This is a genomic window from Pseudomonas sp. 1912-s (assembly GCF_029269205.1).
GTDB lineage: Bacteria > Pseudomonadota > Gammaproteobacteria > Pseudomonadales > Pseudomonadaceae > Aquipseudomonas.
The window spans coordinates 119,036-137,163 of the sequence record NZ_JARIXR010000026.1 but is presented as its reverse complement, the minus strand read 5'-3'; the positions used below and the strand labels follow the sequence as shown (position 1 = coordinate 137,163).

The following is an 18,128-nucleotide window of genomic DNA, read 5'->3' as shown; positions in this document are numbered from 1 at the left end:
CGGCTACAAAAAAGCCCCTGTCACTTACACGGTGACAGGGGCTTTTTCGTGGGCCTGAATAATCAGTCCTTGTCGCGGGCCAACAGAGGCTTGAGGTAGAAGCCGGTGTGAGATTGCTTCATCTCAGACACTTGCTCCGGTGTGCCGACCGCAATGATTTGCCCACCTTTGGAGCCGCCTTCCGGCCCAAGGTCCACCAGCCAGTCGGCGGTCTTGATCACGTCCAGGTTGTGCTCGATCACCACCACCGTGTTGCCGTGGTCGCGCAAACGGTGCAGCACGTCCAGCAGTTGCTGAATATCGGCAAAGTGCAGGCCCGTGGTCGGCTCATCGAGGATATACAGGGTTTTGCCGGTATCACGCTTGGACAGCTCGCGAGACAGCTTGACCCGCTGCGCCTCGCCACCCGACAACGTGGTCGCCGACTGACCCAGCTTGATGTACGACAGGCCGACATCCATCAGTGTCTGCAGCTTGCGCGCCAGAGCCGGTACCGCATCAAAGAACACCCGGGCTTCCTCGATCGTCATCTCGAGGGTTTCGTGGATGCTTTTGCCCTTGTACTTGATCTCCAGGGTTTCGCGGTTGTAGCGCTTGCTCTTGCACACGTCGCAGGGCACGTAGATGTCCGGCAGGAAGTGCATCTCCACCTTGATCAAGCCATCGCCCTGGCACGCCTCGCAGCGCCCGCCCTTGACGTTGAACGAGAACCGCCCAGGCCCGTAGCCACGGGAGCGCGACTCCGGCACACCGGCGAACAGCTCGCGAATCGGCGTGAACAGCCCGGTGTAGGTCGCCGGGTTGGAGCGCGGCGTACGCCCAATCGGGCTTTGGTCGATATCGACCACCTTGTCCAGATGCTCAAGGCCTTTGATGCTGTCGTGAGCGGCGGCTTCCAGGGTGGTCGCACCGTTCAGCGCTGTGGCGCTCAATGGAAACAGCGTGTTGTTGATCAGTGTCGACTTGCCCGAACCGGATACACCGGTCACACAGGTCAGCAGACCCAGCGGAATTTCCAGATCAACATTGCGCAAGTTGTTGCCACGCGCGCCCTTGAGGTGCAGTGCCATCTTCTTGTTGCGCGGCGTACGTTTGGCCGGCACGGCGATCTTCACGCGGCCAGACAGGTATTTACCGGTCAACGAATCAGGATGCGCCATCACTTCGGCAGGCGTGCCCTCGGCAACAATATGCCCACCGTGCACACCGGCACCCGGGCCGATATCTACCACGTAGTCCGCAAGACGAATGGCATCTTCATCGTGCTCGACGACGATCACCGTGTTACCGATGTCCCGCAGGTGCTTCAGAGTACCCAGCAGACGATCGTTGTCCCGTTGATGCAGGCCAATTGACGGCTCATCAAGAATGTACAGCACGCCTACCAGGCCGGCGCCAATCTGGCTGGCCAGGCGAATCCGCTGTGCTTCACCACCGGAAAGCGTGTCGGCGCTGCGGTCCAGCGACAGATAGTCCAGGCCTACGTTAACCAGGAACTGCAGCCGTTCGCGGATCTCCTTGAGGATCTTGTCGGCAATCTCACCGCGGCGGCCGGTCAACTTCAGCGTGCCGAAGTATTCGCAGGCATCGCCAATCGGCAGGTTGGTCACCGCCGGCAGGGTTTTCTCACCGACCCATACATGCCGCGCTTCACGGCGCAGGCGGGTGCCACGGCAATCCGGGCACGGCTGGGTGCTCAGGAACTTGGCCAGTTCCTCGCGCACGCTGGCCGACTCGGTCTCGCGGTAACGGCGCTCCAGGTTCGGCACGATGCCTTCGAACGGGTGGGAGCGTTTGACGATATCGCCACGGTCGTTCAGGTACTTGAAGTCGACGTTCTGCGAACCGCTGCCATGCAGGATGAATTTCTGATGTTCGGCCGTCAGCTCGTTGAAGGGCACTTCGAGGCTGAACTTGTAGTGCGACGCCAGCGAACCCAGCATCTGGAAGTAATAGACGTTACGCCTGTCCCAGCCGCGTATCGCGCCTTCCGCCAGCGTGAGGTCACCGTTGACCAGGCGCTTGATGTCGAAGAATTGCTTAACCCCCAGGCCATCACAGGTCGGGCAAGCGCCGGCCGGGTTGTTGAAGGAAAACAGTTTCGGTTCCAGCTCGCTGATGGCGTGGCCGCAGATCGGGCAGGCGAAGCGCGCGGAGAAGATGATTTCTTCGCCGGGTTCGTCGTCCATCGGCGCCACCAGGGCGATGCCGTCCGCCAGCTTCAACGCGGTCTCGAACGATTCCGCCAGGCGCTGCTGCAAGTCGGCACGCACCTTGAACCGGTCGACCACCACATCAATCGAGTGCTTCTTCTGTTTATCCAGCTTCGGCGCTTCGTCCAGCTCGTAGAGCTTGCCGTTGATCCGGGCCCGCACGAAACCTTGGGCACGCAGCTCTTCAAAGACGGAAAGGTGTTCACCCTTGCGCTCGCGAATCACCGGTGCCAGCAGCATCAGCTTGGCGCCTTCCGGCTGGGCCAGCACCAGGTCGACCATCTGGCTGACGGTCTGGGCTTCCAGGGGAATGTCGTGGTCCGGGCAGCGGGGAATACCCACGCGGGCATACAGCAGGCGCAGGTAGTCGTAGATCTCGGTGATGGTGCCCACGGTAGAGCGCGGGTTGTGGGACGTCGATTTCTGTTCGATGGAGATCGCTGGCGACAGGCCTTCAATGGTGTCGACGTCGGGCTTTTCCATCATCGACAGGAACTGGCGGGCATAGGCCGACAGGGATTCCACGTAGCGGCGCTGGCCTTCGGCGTACAGCGTGTCAAACGCCAGGGACGACTTGCCGGACCCGGACAAGCCGGTGATGACGATCAGTTTGTCCCGTGGCAGGGTCAGGTCGATGTTCTTCAGGTTGTGGGTTCGAGCCCCACGAATCAGGATCTTGTCCAAGATGGCCTCGCACGGCGGGCGTAAATAATGCAGGAGTATACGGCTAAAGACTGGATGAATATACACTGTCAAAGTGCCGGGTGCAGCCTTACATGAAAGCTGCGCGGCAAAGCGCCGCATATACCCTCTCAATCGATGGGACTGGTAGAATCGCCGCCGGTTCACACGAGGTTTTTCCATGCACGATCCCCACAGCGAACGCATGAGTGGCAGCGAGACCCGCGCAGCAAGCGGTCTGGCCCTGGTGTTCGCCTTCCGTATGCTTGGCATGTTTATGGTGTTGCCGGTGCTGGCGACCTATGGAATGGATCTCGCAGGAGCGACCCCGGCCCTGATCGGCCTGGCGATTGGCGCCTATGGCCTGACCCAGGCGCTGTTTCAGATTCCGTTCGGGATCATTTCCGACCGCATCGGCCGCCGGCCGGTGATCTACCTGGGGCTGATCGTCTTCGCCCTGGGCAGCGTGCTCGCCGCCAATGCCGACTCGATCTGGGGCGTGATCGCCGGGCGTGTCCTGCAAGGCGCGGGGGCGATTTCCGCCGCCGTCATGGCACTGCTTTCCGACCTGACCCGCGAACAACACCGCACCAAGGCCATGGCCATGATCGGCATGACCATCGGTCTTTCGTTCGCCGTGGCGATGGTGGTTGGCCCGCTGCTGACCCGCGCGTTCGGCTTGCACGGCCTGTTCCTGGCCACCGGTGGCATGGCGTTGTTCGGCATCGTGATCGTCGCCTTCATGGTGCCGCGTTCCACCGGGCCGTTGCAGCACCGTGAATCCGGCGTGGCGAAACAGGCGCTGCTGCCCACGCTCAAGCACCCGGACCTGCTCCGCCTGGATTTGGGTATCTTCGTATTACACGCGATGCTGATGTGCAGCTTCGTCGCCTTGCCCCTGGCCCTGGTGCAAAAAGCCGGGCTGCCCAAGGAGCAGCACTGGTGGGTCTACCTGACTGCGCTGCTGATTTCATTCTTCGCCATGATCCCGTTCATCATCTACGGCGAGAAGAAACGCAAAATGAAACGAGTTCTGCTGGGCGCCGTCGCGACATTGATGCTCACTGAGCTATTCTTCTGGCAGTTCGGCGACAGCCTGCGGGCGCTGGTGATCGGCACGGTGGTGTTCTTCACCGCGTTCAACCTGCTGGAGGCTTCATTGCCTTCGCTGATCAGCAAGGTTTCACCGGCCGGCGGCAAAGGCACGGCGATGGGCGTGTATTCCACCAGCCAGTTCCTCGGTTCTGCACTGGGCGGGATCATGGGCGGCTGGATGTTCCAGCATGGCGGTTTGTCGGTTGTGTTCCTTGGATGCGCCGGGCTGGCTGCACTTTGGCTGGCCTTTGCTGTTACCATGCGCGAACCCCCATACGTCACAAGCCTGCGTCTGCCGTTATCGCCCGAAGCGATTCGTGAAGCCGGTCTGGTAGAGCGCCTGAAGGCCGTCGTTGGGGTAACAGATGCAGTCGTGGTTGCTGAAGAGGCGGCCATTTACATCAAATTGGACACCGAATTATTGGATCGCGCGACGCTCGAGCAACTGGTCAACCCAGTGCCGACAGCGCGCCCAGCCTAGGAGAACGTTATGGCCCGTGGGGTTAACAAAGTCATATTGGTCGGTACATGCGGCCAGGATCCCGAAGTTCGCTACCTGCCGAACGGTAACGCCGTGACCAACCTGAGTCTGGCGACCAGCGAGCAGTGGACCGACAAGCAAACCGGCCAGAAGGTCGAGAAAACCGAATGGCACCGTGTGTCGATGTTCGGCAAGGTTGCTGAGATCGCCGGTGAATACCTGCGCAAAGGTTCGCAGGTCTATATCGAAGGCAAACTGCAGACCCGCGAGTGGGAAAAAGACGGCATCAAGCGTTACACCACTGAAATCGTGGTCGACATGCAAGGCACCATGCAGCTGCTGGGCGGCCGTCCACAGGGCGACCAACAGGGCCAGGGTGGCATGTCCAACTCGGCACCGCGTCCACAGCAGCAGTCGCGTCCGCAGCCAACCCAGCAGCCACAGCGTGAGTCGCGTCCAGCGCCACAGCAGGCAGCGCCTCAGCCGGCAGCCGACTTCGACAGCTTTGATGACGATATTCCGTTCTAAGGTCGCTTGAGACCCGAACTGTCGCGTAACACCTGAAAACCCCCGACGGCCTTGGCCTCGGGGGTTTTTCGTTTCGTGCCCGCCGACCTGCTATACGTCGGTAGACGCGGCGTTCACTACCAACTCCCGAAACCTTTCCAGTACCGACGACGTATCACCCACCCGGGTCGCCAGGTGCAACGGCGCCACCAGGCTCCGGCACTCCGAAAGCTCGCGATACACAATCCCGTCACCCCGCAAGCGCTGCATGGAGGCGGGCACAATCGAAACCCCAAGTCCGGCAGCCACCAGGCTCAACGTCGCCGTCATGCGCGGCGCCTCCTGCACCACCTGCGGGCTGAACCCCGCCTCGCGGCACGCCACCAGAATTGCGTCATACAACCCCAACCCCACCCTACGCCGATACAGTACAAATGCCTCCGTCGCCAATGCCGCCAACGGCAGCGGGGTCGACGGGTCGATCGCCAGCGGATGATCAGTGGGCAGCGCCAGCAACATTGGCTCCACCAGAATCGGCTCATCCTGCAACGCTTGTGTCCCGCTCAGCGGCGAGCGGATGAACGCCGCATCGAGTTTTTCATGCAGCAACGCGTCCAACAGTTCGCCGGTACCGGCTTCTTCCAGGACCACGGAAACGCCGACAAAGGTTTCCCGAAACAGGCGCAATACGCTGGGCACAAACGGGTGCAAGGCGGCGGAGCTGGTAAAACCAATGGCCAGCCGCCCGCGTTCACCCCGGGCGGCGCGGCGCACAATGTCGGCCACGCCGTCGACGCTGGCCAGAATATGTCGAGCTTCCTCCAGCAAGGCCAAACCCGCCGTGGTCGGGCGCACGCCCCGTGGCAGGCGCTCCATCAGCACCACGCCCAATTCGGCTTCCAGGCTTTGCAACAGGCGCGTCAGGGGCGGTTGCTGCATGCCCAGTCGTTCTGCCGCGCGGGTGATGTAGCCTTCTTCGGCAATCGCGACGAAGGCCTTGAGCTGCCTGAGTTCCAGCATAGGAATACTTTTGAGGTATGGGAGATGGTTAATCCTGGCATTTGTTCTCATGGATCACAAGATTTAGGCTGTCGTCACTCCTCACAGAAGAAGGAATGCCGCAATGACCTGGTCAGCCAAGCAATACTCGATGTTTGAACAACAGCGCACCCGTCCCGTCCGGGATCTGGTGGCGGCCATCCCTGAGGGCGATGTGCGCACTGCCGTCGACCTGGGATGTGGCCCGGGCAACTCCACCGAGGTGCTGGCCGAGCGTTTTCCGAAGGCATTGGTCACCGGCATGGACAGTTCCGATGACATGCTGATCGATGCCCGCAAGCGGCTGCCCACGTTGAACTTCGAATTGGCTGACATCGGCGCCTGGAACCCGGCGCAGAAATTCGACGTCATCCTCGCCAATGCTTCACTGCAATGGTTGCCGGATCACGCCACGTTGTATCCGCACTTGGTCAATCAACTGACCGAAGGCGGCACCCTGGCCGTGCAGACGCCCGACAACCTTGATGAGCCGGCCCACAAGCTGGCGCGGGAAATCGCGGCGGACGGTCCATGGGCCGCAAAGATCGGCGCTGTGAAACACAACGAACGTCATACGGCGAGCTACTACTTTGAGCTGCTGAGCAAACACTGCTCCACCGTGGATGTATGGCGCACCACGTACCACCATCCACTGGCAGGCTCTGCCGCAGTGGTGGAGTGGTTCAAGGGGTCGGCATTGCGTCCGTTCCTGGCGCCCCTGACTGACTCAGAAAAGAGCGCCTTCCTCGATGAGTACCTGGCGCGGATCACCCAGGCCTATCCGGCGCTGGCCGATGGCACCGTCCTGCTGCCGTTCCCTCGGCTGTTCATCATCGCGACCCGTTGAACAACCCCGCCACCCGCTCGCTGTATTCCGCCGCCACTTCCTGAAGCAAGTGGCGCATCCAGCGGTGCGCCGGGTCACTGTCGAGCACTTTGTTCCACAAGGTGAATTCGCGCAGCAACGGCAGTTCAAAGGGCGGCGCCAGCGCGCGCAATGACAAAAAATCGCCATACAGGGTCGCCAGGCTTCGCGGGATCACCGCGACCCGTTGGGTGCCCACCAGCAGATGCGGCACCGTGTTGAAGCTGCTGGTGGTCAACTCGACCCGGCGCGCCTGGCCATACCCCTGAAGGATTTTTTCACTGAAGCTGGGTTCGCGGGCACTGCCGAAGTTGACCGCAATGTGCCCCAGGCTCAGGTACTCCTCCAGGCTGAGGTGATCGCCCACCAGGCTGTTCTGCGACCAGACCACGCACTGGTAGTCATCCTCGAACAACAGCTCCTTGGCATGCAGGTCCGACAGGTACTGATCGGGCATGATCACAAAGTCCACTTCGCCCTGGGTCAGCATCTGGTTGTAGTGATCGGAGGCGTGCTGGATATCGAGCGTGATGTGCGGCGCCCGTTGCTGCAGGCGTTGGGTCAGCGGGCCGAGAATGACCGTGGTCACAAAATCGGTGGCGATCAGCTTGAAGTGGCGCTTGCAGGTCAGCGGGTCAAATTCGGGTTTGTTGACGATCGTCGATTGAATATCCAGCAGCACCCGACGCACCGGCTCGGCCAGGCCTTGGGCGAGTGGCGTCGGCAACATCTTGCGCCCCACCTGCACCAGCAACTCATCATCAAAATAATCGCGCAACCGCGCCAGCAAGCCGCTGGCCGCCGACTGGCTGACGTTCAGGCGCTGCGCGGCGCGCGTGATGTTCTGTTCGGTGAGCAGGGTGTCGAGGACCACCAGCAAATTCAAATCCAGGTGATGAAAACGCATGGTCGTGCCTCCAGATGAGCATGGCGCGTTGTATCACTTTTTTTGGATGGATGGCATCCCGATAATCGATTGTTCGGATTGTTTGGCCCTCCCTATTATCGATTCCAGAAGCGGCAGGAGCGCCGGTTCTCAAAAGACCTTTCAAGACAAAAATAACAAGTCAGAGGTTGGTATTGATGAAACGGGAACGTATGAGCAGCGTCCGGCCGCCTTGCCATTGGGCCACTCTCGCCGCGGCGCTTGCCGCAGTGGGCTGGGTCCATCACGCGGGTGCATTTGAAATCGACACCGGCGATTCAGACGTGCGTCTGCGTTGGGACAACACCCTCAAGTACAACGCTGCCTGGCGCGTCAAAGACCGGGACAGCAAGCTTGTCAGCACGGTCAACCAGGACGACAGCGACCGTAACTTCAACAAAGGCCTGATCTCCAACCGGCTGAATATCCTGTCCGAATTTGATGCGCGCTATAACAACTTCGGCGCCCGCGTCAGTGCGGCCGGCTGGTATGACAGCGTGTATGAAGGCAGCAACGACAACGATTCCCCGGCCACCGCCAATCAGCGCTCAGTCAGCTACGACCACTTCACGGACGACACCCGCAAGCTGCACGGCAGCGACGCCGAGATCCTCGATGCGTTTGTCTTCGGCAAGGGCAACCTCGGCGAACTGCCCACCAGTTTCCGCCTGGGCCGGCACACCGTGCTGTGGGGCGAAAGCCTGTTCTTCGGGGCCAACGGCATTGCGGGCGGGCAAGCACCGGTGGACATCATCAAGGCCACCTCTGTACCCAATACGCCGTTCAAGGAATTGATTCGCCCGGTCAACCAATTCTCCGGGCAGGTCCAGTTGCGGCCGAATGTCTCGGTGGCGGCGTACTACCAGTTTGCGTGGGAAGAGAACCGCATCCCCGCCGTGGGCAGTTATTTTTCCACCTCGGATGTGGTGGGCGAGGGCGGTGAGCGCTTGATTGTGGGTGGCCCGATCGGCCCCAACCAACAACCGTTGGCGTTCTTCCACGGCAAGGACATCAAGGCCGATGACAAGGGCCAGTACGGTCTGTCGCTGCGGTTTTCGCCTGAAGACTGGAACACCGATTTTGGCCTCTATGCAATCCGCTACCACGCCAAAGACCCGATGGTTTACACCCGCGCCAATCCCGGCGGGCCCAACCCGTTGACCGGTCAACTGGGCGAATACCAACTGGTGTACGCCGAAGGGATTCGCGCTTTTGGCGCCAGCTTCAGCACCTCGGTGGGCGATGCCAACGTTGCCGGTGAAGTCTCGGTACGGCGCAATACGCCGCTGGTGAGCGTGTCCCAGGCCAACCCGACGGGCTTGGGAGACAACGACAGCCATGCCCTGTATGCCGTGGGCAACTCGCTGCACGCCCAGCTCTCCAGCCTCTACTCGTTCAACAGCAACGGCATTTGGGACTCCGCCAGCCTGGCGGGTGAAGTGGCCTGGCACCGGCGCACCAGCATCACCAAAAACGCTGCCGCGCTCGACCCCAACAGCGAGCGCGATGCCTGGGGCGTGCGCATGAGCTTCACCCCCAACTTCTTCCAGGTGTACCCCGGCGTCGACCTGAGTGTGCCGCTCGGCCTGGGCTACAACCCGAAAGGGCGCTCGTCGGTGATCAGCAAATTCAACAACGGCGTGGGCGACAAAGGCGGTGATGTGAGCATCGGCCTGCAGCTTGAGTACCTGCAAACCTGGAAGGCCGGCCTCAACTACACGCACTACATCGGCGGCAGCGACAACTTCCTCGATAGCCGTAACGCCAACACCTATGGGCAACCGCTCAAGGACCGCGACTTTATCGCCTTTACCGTCCAGCGATCATTTTGACCGTGGCTGCATAACAACAATAAACAGAGGTGTGTTTCATGAAACTCCAACCGTTGATGCTCGCGGGTCTGTTGGTGGCCGTCGCGCCCTCAGGCTGGGCTGCAACCGACGCCCAGGCCCAGCAACTCAAGTCCACGCTCACCCCGTTGGGTGCCGAGCGCGCCGGCAATGCCGATGGCAGTATTCCCGCGTGGGACAAGGGTTTTACCCAGGTGCCGGCTGGCGTCAACCCGGGCCCGCGCCTGCCGGACTACTTTGCCAGTGACAAACCGCTGTACTCGGTCACCCCGCAAAACGTCGCGCAGTACGCCGACAAACTCAGCGACGGGCAAAAAGCGCTGTTCGCCAAATACCCGACCTACCGCATCGACGTGTACCCGAGCCGGCGCACCGCCGCCGCGCCGCAATGGGTCTACGACAACACCCTGAAAAACGCCACGGCCGCGCACCTCACTCATGAGGGCAACACCCTGGAAGGCGCCAGTGGCGGCATTCCGTTCCCTGTCCCGACCACCGGCGCCGAAGTGATCTGGAACCATCACCTGAGCTGGCGCGGCGTGGCCTGGAAGAACGACTACAACGTGTACGTGATCACCGCCAGCGGCCAGCGCATTCTGTCAGCCACGGTACAGGCGCAGCGCGAGATGCCGTATTACTTCCAGGACGGTAAACCCGAATACAAAGGGGTGTACTGGATGACCCGCCTGGTCAACCTCGGCCCGCCGCAACGGGCCGGTGAAGCCTTGCTGGGCCGTGAGCCGCTGGATTACGCCAACGGCGGCCCGCAATCCTGGGTCTACCTGGCCGGCCAGCGCCGTGTGCGCAAACTGCCGGTGTCGTCTTACGACACGCCCACGCCCACCAGTTCCGGTGTGGCCAACTTTGACGAGGTCTCGGTATTCACCGGACCGCTCGACCGCTATGACTGGAAGATCGTCGGCAAGCAGGAAATGCTGATTCCCTACAACAGCAACAAGATCCTGCAACCGGCCAAGGACGACGCGATCCTCGGCGAACGTTTCCTCAACCCCGACCACATGCGCTGGGAACTGCATCGCGTGTGGGTGATTGAAGGCAACCTGGTCGCCGGCAAACGCCACAGCATGCCCAAGCGCCGCTTCTACGTAGACGAAGACACCTGGATGGCCGTACTCGGCGACAGCTGGGACGCCAATCACCAATTGTGGCGCACCTACTTTCAACTGCCGTACCTGATGCCGCAATTGCCCGGGCTGGTGCGCGGTTTGTACGGCCAGTACGACCTGCAGACCGGTGCCTGGATGGCCCACAACGTGGTCACCGAAAAACGCGTGCACAACGATGTGGTCGCGCCGTTCCCCGACAGTGATTTCAGCCCGGACGGCCTGGCGGCCGATGGTGTGCGTTGATGCGTGGGCAACCCGTATGGCTGGCGCTGGGCGTGCTGGGCATTTGCCTGGCAGCCCATGCTGCCGAGGCGCCCGTCAGTGATGTCCTGCAGCGCCCGGCGTTGCAGGTGGCGGCGCCCACCCAGGCAGTGCTTATCGATATCGCCGAGGCAGGAGCACGCCTGGTGGCCGTCGGTGAGCAGGGCTTGATCGTGCTTTCGGACGACGGCGGCCAACACTGGCGCCAGGCCCCGGTGCCCACCAGCGCAAGCCTGACCTCGGTCAGCTTTGCCACGGCCGCGCAAGGCTGGGCAGTGGGGCATGCCGGCGTGGTCCTGCACACCGTCGACGGTGGCGAAAGCTGGCAGCTCCAACTGGACGGCAACGCCGCCGCCCAACGCGTACTCGATGCCGTGCGTGCGGCCCCGGACGCCTCCGCACGGCAACTCAAGGTGGCCCAGGGATTTGTCGCAGACGGTGCCGACAAACCCTGGCTGGCCGTGCATTTCAGCAACGAACGGCAAGGCACTGTGGTGGGTGCTTTCGGCCTGATCCTGCATACCGAAGACGGTGGCGTGAGCTGGCAGTCCTGGGTCGACCGCCTGGACAACCCGGCGGGCAATCACCTGTACGCGATCGCTGTTCAAGGCGTACGGATTTTCGTCGCGGGAGAACAGGGCGCGTTGTGGACATCCGCAGACGGTGGCGCGCATTTCACGCGGTTGCCCAGCCCGTACGACGGCAGCTTTTTTACCCTGAACCTGGCAGCCGATGGCTCGGTTCTGGTGGCGGGATTGCGCGGGAACGTCTGGCGCAGTAGCGATCAGGGCCAGCAATGGCAGGCCGTGAATAACCCGTTCAACAGCAGCGTGGTCGCAGCGCGTTCAACCCGCGCCGGTGTGATGCTCGCTGACCAGAGTGGCCACCTTTTACTCAGCGCCGAGGGTGATGCTTTACGCGAGCAAGGGCTGCCGGCCGTTGGCGCGGTGGCCTCCCTCAGTCAGGCGGGCGACGGCCAGTGGGTCGTGGTGGGCGCGCGCGGCATCAAACGATTGGAACAGGTGAACGGGCAATGACGCATCTTCGTAATCCGCTCGACCTGCAGCGAGGCCCTGAGCACAGTCTCCAGGACTTCGACCGCCATTCCGGCTCGCTGATTGAGCGGGCGCTGTTCAACCATCGCAGCCTCGTGCTGTGGCTGTGCCTGCTGTTGACCCTGGGCCTCGGCGCCGCCAGCACCCGCCTTGGGCTCAACGCCAGCTTTGAAAAAATGATCCCCACGGGGCATCCCTACCTTGCCAATTACCTGGCCAACCAAAAGGAACTCACCGGGTTGGGCAACGCGGTTCGCATCGCCGTCGAGGCGCCCGGCACCACCATTTACGACGCGCACTACCTGGAATTGCTGGCCCGTCTTAACGACAAAGTATTTTTGCTGCCGGGTGTCGACCGGCCTTTCATGAAATCCCTGTGGACCCCCAACATGCGCTGGATGGCGGTGACCGAGGAGGGCGTGGAAGGCGGCCGGGTGATCCCCGATGACTACGACGGTTCGGCCAGCAGCCTGGAAACGGTGCGCCGCAATGCCACGCGCTCCGGTGAGATCGGCCAGACCATCGCCCTGGACGGCCGCTCCAGCCTGATCTTCGTGCCCTTGATGGACGTCGACGCGCAAACCGGTAAAGCCCTCGACTACAGCGCGTTGTCCCAACAGCTGGAGCAACTGCGCAGCGAGTTCCAGGCTCAGGGCCTGACGATTCACATCACCGGTTTCATCAAGGTGGTGGGCGACCTGATCGATGGGTTGCGCCAGGTGCTGCTGTTTTTCGCGGCGGCGATTCTGATCGCCACGCTGATGCTCTACGCATTCACCCGCTGCCTGCGCAGCACCTTGCTGGTGATGGCCTGCTCGTTGATTGCGGTGGTCTGGCAACTGGGCCTGGTGGCGTTGCTGGGGTTCGAACTTGACCCCTATTCGGTGCTTGTACCGTTCCTGGTGTTGGCCATCGGCATGAGCCATGGCGCACAGAAAATGAACGGCATCATGCAAGACATCGGGCGCGGCATGCACCGGCAAGTGGCGGCGCGCTTCACCTTTCGGCGGTTGTTTCTCGCCGGCCTTACCGCCTTGCTGTGTGACGCGGTGGGGTTTGGCGTGTTGATGCTGATCGACATCAAGGTCATCCAGGACCTGGCATTGATCGCCAGCATGGGTGTCGCGGTGCTGGTGTTCACCAACCTGATCCTGCTGCCGATTCTCCTCAGCTACTGGGGTGTCAGTGCCCGGGCCGCCGCTCGCAGCCTGCGCAGTGAAGAGGCTGACCGGCATGGGCGCAAGCATCCGTTGTGGGCGTTCCTCGACCGGTTTACCCAGCGCCGCTGGGCCACCGGCACGCTGATGATCAGCGCATTGCTGGCCGGCGGCGGCTGGTGGGTCAGCCAGCAGCTGCAAGTCGGCGATCTCGACGCCGGCGCCCCGGAGCTGCGGGCCGACTCGCGCTATAACCGCGACAACGGGTTTATGGTCGCCCACTACGGCGCCAGCAGCGACGTGTTCGCGGTGATCGTGCGCACACCTGACGGCGCCTGCTCCGACTACACCACCTTGATGCGCGTGGATGCACTGGAGTGGCGCTTGCGCCAACTGCCGGGCGTGGAGTCCACGGCGTCGCTGGCCAGCCTCAACCGCAGCCTGTTGGTGGGCATGAGCGAAGGCAACCCGAAGTGGTATGACCTGACCCGGAACCAGGCGTTGCTCAACTCCATCACCGGGCGGGCACCGCGTGAGCTGTTCAACCAGAGTTGCAACACCCTCACGCTCTACGCCTACTTGCGTGACCACAAAGCCGTGACGTTGACGCGGCTGGTGAACGAAATCGAGGCCTTCGCCCAGGCCAATGACACCGCCGACGTGAAGTTCCTGCTGGCGGCCGGCAATGCGGGCATCGAAGCCGCGACCAATATCGTGGTCAAGCAGGCCAATCACGACATGTTGTACTGGGTCTACGGCGCGGTGATCGTGCTGTGCCTGCTGACCTTCCGCTCCCTTGCCGCGGTGGTCTGCGTGATCCTGCCGCTGATGCTCACCTCGATCCTGTGCGAGGTGCTGATGGTGTGGCTGGGCATCGGCGTCAAGGTTGCGACCTTGCCGGTGATCGCCTTGGGCGTCGGCATCGGCGTGGACTACGCGCTGTACGTCATGAGCATTTTGCTGGCGCGGCGCAAGGCAGGTGACAGCCTGTCCCAAGCCTATTACCAGGCGCTGCTGTTCACTGGCAAAGTGGTGATGCTGACGGGGGTAACCCTGGCAGTCGGCGTCGCCACCTGGGGTTTTTCACCGATCAAGTTCCAGGCAGACATGGGCATTCTGCTGGCTTTCATGTTCCTGCTGAACATGCTCGGTGCACTGGTGTTCCTGCCGGCCCTGGCGCATTTCCTGCTGCCTGATGCACCTTTTGAACACCCGATAACAACAATAGGAAACCCCGCATGAACCCGTCCTCGCAAGCTGCCCCCGCGCCTCGCCCGCGCGGATCAGGCCCGTTGTTGTTGCTCGGCAGTTGCCTGCCGATTCTCGGTGGGGTGTTGATTGCCCCGGTGTTGCCCCGCATCGCCGAACACTTTTCCGGCACCGCCAACGTCGGGCTGATCGTGCCCATCGTGCTGACGTTGCCGGCGCTGATGATCGCGTTGTTTTCGCCGTTCGCCGGCTGGCTCTCCGACCGCATCGGGCGCAAGCGCCTGCTGGTGCTGGCGATGCTGCTGTATGGCATCTGCGGGCCGCTGCCGCTGGTGCTGGATAACCTCGACGCGATTCTGCTCAGCCGCGCCGGCCTGGGCCTGGCGGAGGCGGCGATCATGACCTGCTGCACCGCGCTGATCGGCGACTACTTCGACGGCCGCGACCGAGTGCAATTGCTCTCGTGGCAAACCATCGTCACCTCACTGTCGGCCACCGCATTTTTCATGCTGGGCGGAATCATCGGCGAGCACGGTTGGCGCCTGCCGTTTGCGGTGTACATCGTGGGCCTGCTGCTTGCGCCGTTGATGCACCTGGCGTTGCGCGAATCGTTGCGGGGCGCCAGCGCGGCGGTCGAGGTGGCGCGGAGCACAGGTTTTCCCTGGCGCTCACTGTCGGTGATTTGCGGCATGACCGTGCTGGCGTCCCTGGGCTTTTTCATTGTTCCGGTGCAAACCGGTTTCCTGCTGGAACACATCGGCATTGATTCGCCGCAGCGCATTGGCATGGCCATCGGCCTGGGCCATTCGGCGGTGTTTGTCGGTGCCCTGTGCTTCCGGCGCCTGAGCCGGTTCGGCCCGGGCTTGCTGCTGGCGCTGGCGTTTGTGGTGTCCGGCATCGGCATTTTGCTGCTGGCCAACGCCGTCGACTACCGCACGGCGGTCATCGCCGTGATGGTCAACGGCCTGGGCGGTGGGCTGGCGTTGCCCACGGTCCTCAGTTGGGCACTTTCCACCCTGAGCTTCGAACACCGCGGCAAAGGCACCGGCCTGTTCAACGCGGGTTTTTTCGGCGGCCAGTTTGCCAGCCCGTTATTGGTCATGGCGTTGTCCGGTGTGTCCGATGGGCGTGTAGGCGCGGTGGCCATGGTCGGCTGGGGATTGCTGCTGGCGGCCCTGGTTTCGCTGATCGCACCGTGGCTGGCCGGCGTGCGGCTGCTTGATCCGATTCAAGTGTCGGACGACATGGTCCTGCATTAACCGTTTTATTCCCTGAGGAATGCTCGATGAAACTCGCTACGTTGAAAAACGGCCATCGCGACGGCCAGTTAGTGGTGGTCTCCCGAGACCTGCGCCACGCGGTCATCGCTCCGCCTTTTGCGACCTTGCAACAGGCGCTGGAGAATTGGGCCGAGGCCGAACCGGTGCTGAGCCGGCACTACCAGTTGCTTAACCTGGGGCAAGCGCCCGAATCGTTTGCGTTTGACCCCACACACGCCGCAGCGCCATTGCCCCGGGCTTATCAGTGGTGCGACGGTTCGGCGTTTCTCAACCACGCGCACCTGCTGCAAAAAGCCTTCAGCCTGCCGCCCATGGCCGACGAGCGCATTCCGTTGATGTACCAGGGCGCCAGCGACGATTTCCTCGGGCCTTGCGACGATGTGCCTTTGCCGGACGTGAATCACGGAATCGATTTCGAGGGCGAATTCGCCGTGATCGTCGATGAGGTGCCGATGGGCTGCCCCGCCGATGAGGCGTTGCAGTACGTGCGGCTGGTGCTGTTGGTCAACGACGTCAGCCTGCGGGGCTTCCTGCTGCATGAAGTCAGCACCGGCTTCGGGTTTTTCCAGGCCAAGCCCTCGTCGAGTTTTTCGCCGGTGGCCGTCACTCCGCAAGCGCTTGGCGCTGCCTGGCACAACGGGCGGGTGTGCCTGCCCCTGAGCGTCACCTGGAACCAGGGCTGGTTTGGCGCGCCCCATGGCGCCGAGATGAGCTTCAGCTTCGCTGACCTGATCGCCCACGCCGCACGCACCCGGCGCTTGCGTGCCGGCACCATCATCGGCTCCGGTACCGTGTCCAACGTCGACCGCGCGGTGGGTTCGGCGTGTATTTCGGAGCGCCGGGCCATCGAGATGATTGACCACGGGCAGCCGCTGACCGGGTTCATGCAGTTTGGCGACCGCATTCGCATCGAGGCACTGGACAACGAGGGCGAGTCGGTATTCGGCGCCATCGACCAGCGCCTGGTGGATTCCACCTTACTGACTCAAGAGGCGCTTTCATGACTGAACGCAAACGTCGTCTGGTGGACCTGTCGGTCACCCTTGAAAACAACCCCTACACCGACCCGCCACCGCTGCTGCCGAAGATCGAGTACGTCGACCACCAGGGCGGTATCCAGGAGCTACTCGCGATGTTTCCGGGCCTGTGTATCGACGACATGCCCGGCCAGGAAGCCTGGGCGGCCGAGCGCCTGAACATCACCACCCACAGCGGCACGCACATGGATGCGCCGTGGCATTACGCCTCGACCACCGATGGCGGCAAGCCGGCCTATGGCATTGATGAAATCCCGCTGGACTGGTGCCTGCGCCCGGGCGTGAAGCTCGATTTTCGCCACTTGCCGGACGGCCATGTGGTCAGCGCTGCACAAATCGAGGCTGAGCTGCAGCGTATCGGCCATGTGTTGCAGCCGCTGGACATCGTGCTGGTGAATACCCGTGCGGGAGCCTTGTTCGGCCAGCCGGGCTACCTGGACGCAGGCGTGGGGATCGGCCGCGAGGGCACCTTGTATTTGCTGGAGCGCGGGGTGCGCGTGGTGGGCACCGATGCCTGGAGTTGGGACGCACCGTTCAGCCATACCCGGGCGCGGTTTGCGGCCAGCGGTGACAGCTCGATCATCTGGGAAGGGCACAAGGCGGGACGGGATATCGGCTATGGGCAGATGGAAAAGCTGGCCAACCTGGACGCGCTGCCGGCCCACGGTTTTGAAGTGTCGTGTTTCCCCTACAAGATCAAACACGCCTCTGCCGGTTTTGTCCGGGCGGTAGCGATTTTCGAGGAAACCCTTTGATCGGCGGCCTCCTAGTGAGGCCGCACGGTTTCAGGTTTAGCCCTGTGCGTTCAAATACGCTTCAGCCGACACCACGCTCGCATAAGCAAACCCCAGCGACGACATGAACGCCGCATGCACCTGGGCCGCCGGCACGGTGGTGCCGTTGAATTCCAGGTCCCGCGTGGCGCAGGCATCGTGGATCACGGTCACTGTGTAGCCCAGGTCCGCCGCTGCACGCGCCACGCCGTCGATGCACATGTGGCTCATGCTGCCGACCACGACCAACTCGGTGATGCTGCGTTGTTCCAGCAACGCCCGCAGGTTGGTGTCGCGGAACGCATTGACGAAATGCTTGAGCACCACCGGCTCGTCCGCCTGGTTCAGAACCTTGGGGTGCAAATGCGCACCTTCCGAACCCGGGGTGAAGAAGGGCGCATCGTCGGAGGTGAACTCGTGGCGTACATGAATCACTGCATCGCCCGCCTGGCGAAACGCCTGGAGCACTTGCTGCGCCTTGTCTGCTGCTGCGTCCACACCGTCAAGCGGCCACTTGCCCTGGGGGAAGTAGTCGTTCTGGATATCGATTAGGATGAGCGCTTGCTTGGCCATG

The 18,128-nt window shown here is 62.3% G+C and carries 14 protein-coding genes; 10 read left to right on the top strand and 4 right to left on the bottom strand.

Going from position 1 to position 18,128, the window contains the following annotated elements:
• Positions 1–62 precede the first annotated feature (62 nt).
• Positions 63–2,897, bottom strand: a complete 2,835-nt coding sequence (gene uvrA, locus P3C29_RS25965) for an excinuclease ABC subunit UvrA (RefSeq protein WP_010174605.1) — start codon at positions 2,895–2,897, stop codon at positions 63–65.
• A gap of 178 nt (positions 2,898–3,075) precedes the next feature.
• Here uvrA and P3C29_RS25960 point away from each other — a divergent pair, with 178 nt between their 5' ends.
• Together P3C29_RS25960 and P3C29_RS25955 are read left to right on the top strand one after the other, a co-directional pair.
• On the top strand, positions 3,076–4,470 hold the full coding sequence (locus tag P3C29_RS25960; RefSeq protein ID WP_010174606.1) for an MFS transporter: 1,395 nt from the start codon (positions 3,076–3,078) through the stop codon (positions 4,468–4,470).
• 9 nt (positions 4,471–4,479) lie between these two features.
• Complete coding sequence (locus P3C29_RS25955) at positions 4,480–4,998, top strand: single-stranded DNA-binding protein (RefSeq protein WP_003210042.1); 519 nt, start codon at positions 4,480–4,482, stop codon at positions 4,996–4,998.
• A 90-nt stretch (positions 4,999–5,088) separates the two neighbouring features.
• Here P3C29_RS25955 and P3C29_RS25950 read toward each other — a convergent pair whose 3' ends face one another.
• Positions 5,089–5,997, bottom strand: coding sequence for a LysR family transcriptional regulator (locus P3C29_RS25950; RefSeq protein WP_178120971.1), 909 nt, complete (start codon positions 5,995–5,997; stop codon positions 5,089–5,091).
• Between the two features lie 103 nt (positions 5,998–6,100).
• Here P3C29_RS25950 and tam point away from each other — a divergent pair, with 103 nt between their 5' ends.
• On the top strand, positions 6,101–6,862 hold the full coding sequence (gene tam / locus P3C29_RS25945; RefSeq protein WP_010174608.1) for a trans-aconitate 2-methyltransferase: 762 nt from the start codon (positions 6,101–6,103) through the stop codon (positions 6,860–6,862).
• On the opposite strand, the gene P3C29_RS25940 is transcribed toward tam, so the two are convergent.
• Positions 6,846–7,787 (bottom strand): LysR family transcriptional regulator, encoded by a 942-nt coding sequence (locus P3C29_RS25940; protein ID WP_010174609.1) that lies wholly within the window; start codon positions 7,785–7,787, stop codon positions 6,846–6,848. The genes tam and P3C29_RS25940 overlap by 17 nt on opposite strands.
• A gap of 176 nt (positions 7,788–7,963) precedes the next feature.
• Here P3C29_RS25940 and P3C29_RS25935 point away from each other — a divergent pair, with 176 nt between their 5' ends.
• From P3C29_RS25935 to P3C29_RS25905, 7 genes are read left to right on the top strand one after another with little or no spacing between them, the layout of a single operon-like run.
• Positions 7,964–9,637, top strand: coding sequence for a DUF1302 domain-containing protein (locus P3C29_RS25935; RefSeq protein WP_242487117.1), 1,674 nt, complete (start codon positions 7,964–7,966; stop codon positions 9,635–9,637).
• 38 nt (positions 9,638–9,675) lie between these two features.
• Positions 9,676–11,025 carry a DUF1329 domain-containing protein gene (locus P3C29_RS25930; RefSeq protein ID WP_169386438.1) on the top strand — a complete coding sequence of 450 codons (1,350 nt, stop codon included), beginning with the start codon at positions 9,676–9,678 and terminating at the stop codon, positions 11,023–11,025.
• Complete coding sequence (locus P3C29_RS25925) at positions 11,025–12,080, top strand: YCF48-related protein (protein WP_275965823.1); 1,056 nt, start codon at positions 11,025–11,027, stop codon at positions 12,078–12,080. The genes P3C29_RS25930 and P3C29_RS25925 overlap by 1 nt, the downstream gene beginning before the upstream one ends.
• On the top strand, positions 12,077–14,497 hold the full coding sequence (locus P3C29_RS25920) for an MMPL family transporter (RefSeq protein ID WP_275965822.1): 2,421 nt from the start codon (positions 12,077–12,079) through the stop codon (positions 14,495–14,497). The genes P3C29_RS25925 and P3C29_RS25920 overlap by 4 nt, the downstream gene beginning before the upstream one ends.
• Positions 14,494–15,723, top strand: a complete 1,230-nt coding sequence (locus P3C29_RS25915; RefSeq protein ID WP_010174616.1) for an MFS transporter — start codon at positions 14,494–14,496, stop codon at positions 15,721–15,723. Before P3C29_RS25920 ends, P3C29_RS25915 begins: the two co-directional genes overlap by 4 nt.
• Before the next feature lie 26 nt (positions 15,724–15,749).
• Entirely contained in the window at positions 15,750–16,748 is a 999-nt protein-coding gene (locus tag P3C29_RS25910; RefSeq protein ID WP_275965821.1) for a fumarylacetoacetate hydrolase family protein, read from the top strand.
• Positions 16,745–17,536 (top strand): cyclase family protein, encoded by a 792-nt coding sequence (locus P3C29_RS25905; protein WP_177132414.1) that lies wholly within the window; start codon positions 16,745–16,747, stop codon positions 17,534–17,536. The genes P3C29_RS25910 and P3C29_RS25905 overlap by 4 nt, the downstream gene beginning before the upstream one ends.
• 36 nt (positions 17,537–17,572) lie before the next feature.
• Here P3C29_RS25905 and P3C29_RS25900 read toward each other — a convergent pair whose 3' ends face one another.
• Positions 17,573–18,127 carry a cysteine hydrolase family protein gene (locus P3C29_RS25900; RefSeq protein ID WP_275965820.1) on the bottom strand — a complete coding sequence of 185 codons (555 nt, stop codon included), beginning with the start codon at positions 18,125–18,127 and terminating at the stop codon, positions 17,573–17,575.
• Position 18,128 lies beyond the last annotated feature (1 nt).

What these genes read in the sequence shown, in the direction of transcription:
- P3C29_RS25960 (WP_010174606.1), top strand. Translation starts at nt 3,076, where the DNA reads ATGCACGATCCCCACAGCGAACGCATGAGTGGCAGCGAGACCCGCGCA.
- P3C29_RS25955 (WP_003210042.1), top strand. Translation starts at nt 4,480, where the DNA reads ATGGCCCGTGGGGTTAACAAAGTCATATTGGTCGGTACATGCGGCCAG.
- P3C29_RS25950 (WP_178120971.1), bottom strand. Translation starts at nt 5,997, where the DNA reads ATGCTGGAACTCAGGCAGCTCAAGGCCTTCGTCGCGATTGCCGAAGAA.
- tam (WP_010174608.1), top strand. Translation starts at nt 6,101, where the DNA reads ATGACCTGGTCAGCCAAGCAATACTCGATGTTTGAACAACAGCGCACC.
- P3C29_RS25940 (WP_010174609.1), bottom strand. Translation starts at nt 7,787, where the DNA reads ATGCGTTTTCATCACCTGGATTTGAATTTGCTGGTGGTCCTCGACACC.
- P3C29_RS25935 (WP_242487117.1), top strand. Translation starts at nt 7,964, where the DNA reads ATGAAACGGGAACGTATGAGCAGCGTCCGGCCGCCTTGCCATTGGGCC.
- P3C29_RS25930 (WP_169386438.1), top strand. Translation starts at nt 9,676, where the DNA reads ATGAAACTCCAACCGTTGATGCTCGCGGGTCTGTTGGTGGCCGTCGCG.
- P3C29_RS25925 (WP_275965823.1), top strand. Translation starts at nt 11,025, where the DNA reads ATGCGTGGGCAACCCGTATGGCTGGCGCTGGGCGTGCTGGGCATTTGC.
- P3C29_RS25920 (WP_275965822.1), top strand. Translation starts at nt 12,077, where the DNA reads ATGACGCATCTTCGTAATCCGCTCGACCTGCAGCGAGGCCCTGAGCAC.
- P3C29_RS25915 (WP_010174616.1), top strand. Translation starts at nt 14,494, where the DNA reads ATGAACCCGTCCTCGCAAGCTGCCCCCGCGCCTCGCCCGCGCGGATCA.
- P3C29_RS25910 (WP_275965821.1), top strand. Translation starts at nt 15,750, where the DNA reads ATGAAACTCGCTACGTTGAAAAACGGCCATCGCGACGGCCAGTTAGTG.
- P3C29_RS25905 (WP_177132414.1), top strand. Translation starts at nt 16,745, where the DNA reads ATGACTGAACGCAAACGTCGTCTGGTGGACCTGTCGGTCACCCTTGAA.
- P3C29_RS25900 (WP_275965820.1), bottom strand. Translation starts at nt 18,127, where the DNA reads ATGGCCAAGCAAGCGCTCATCCTAATCGATATCCAGAACGACTACTTC.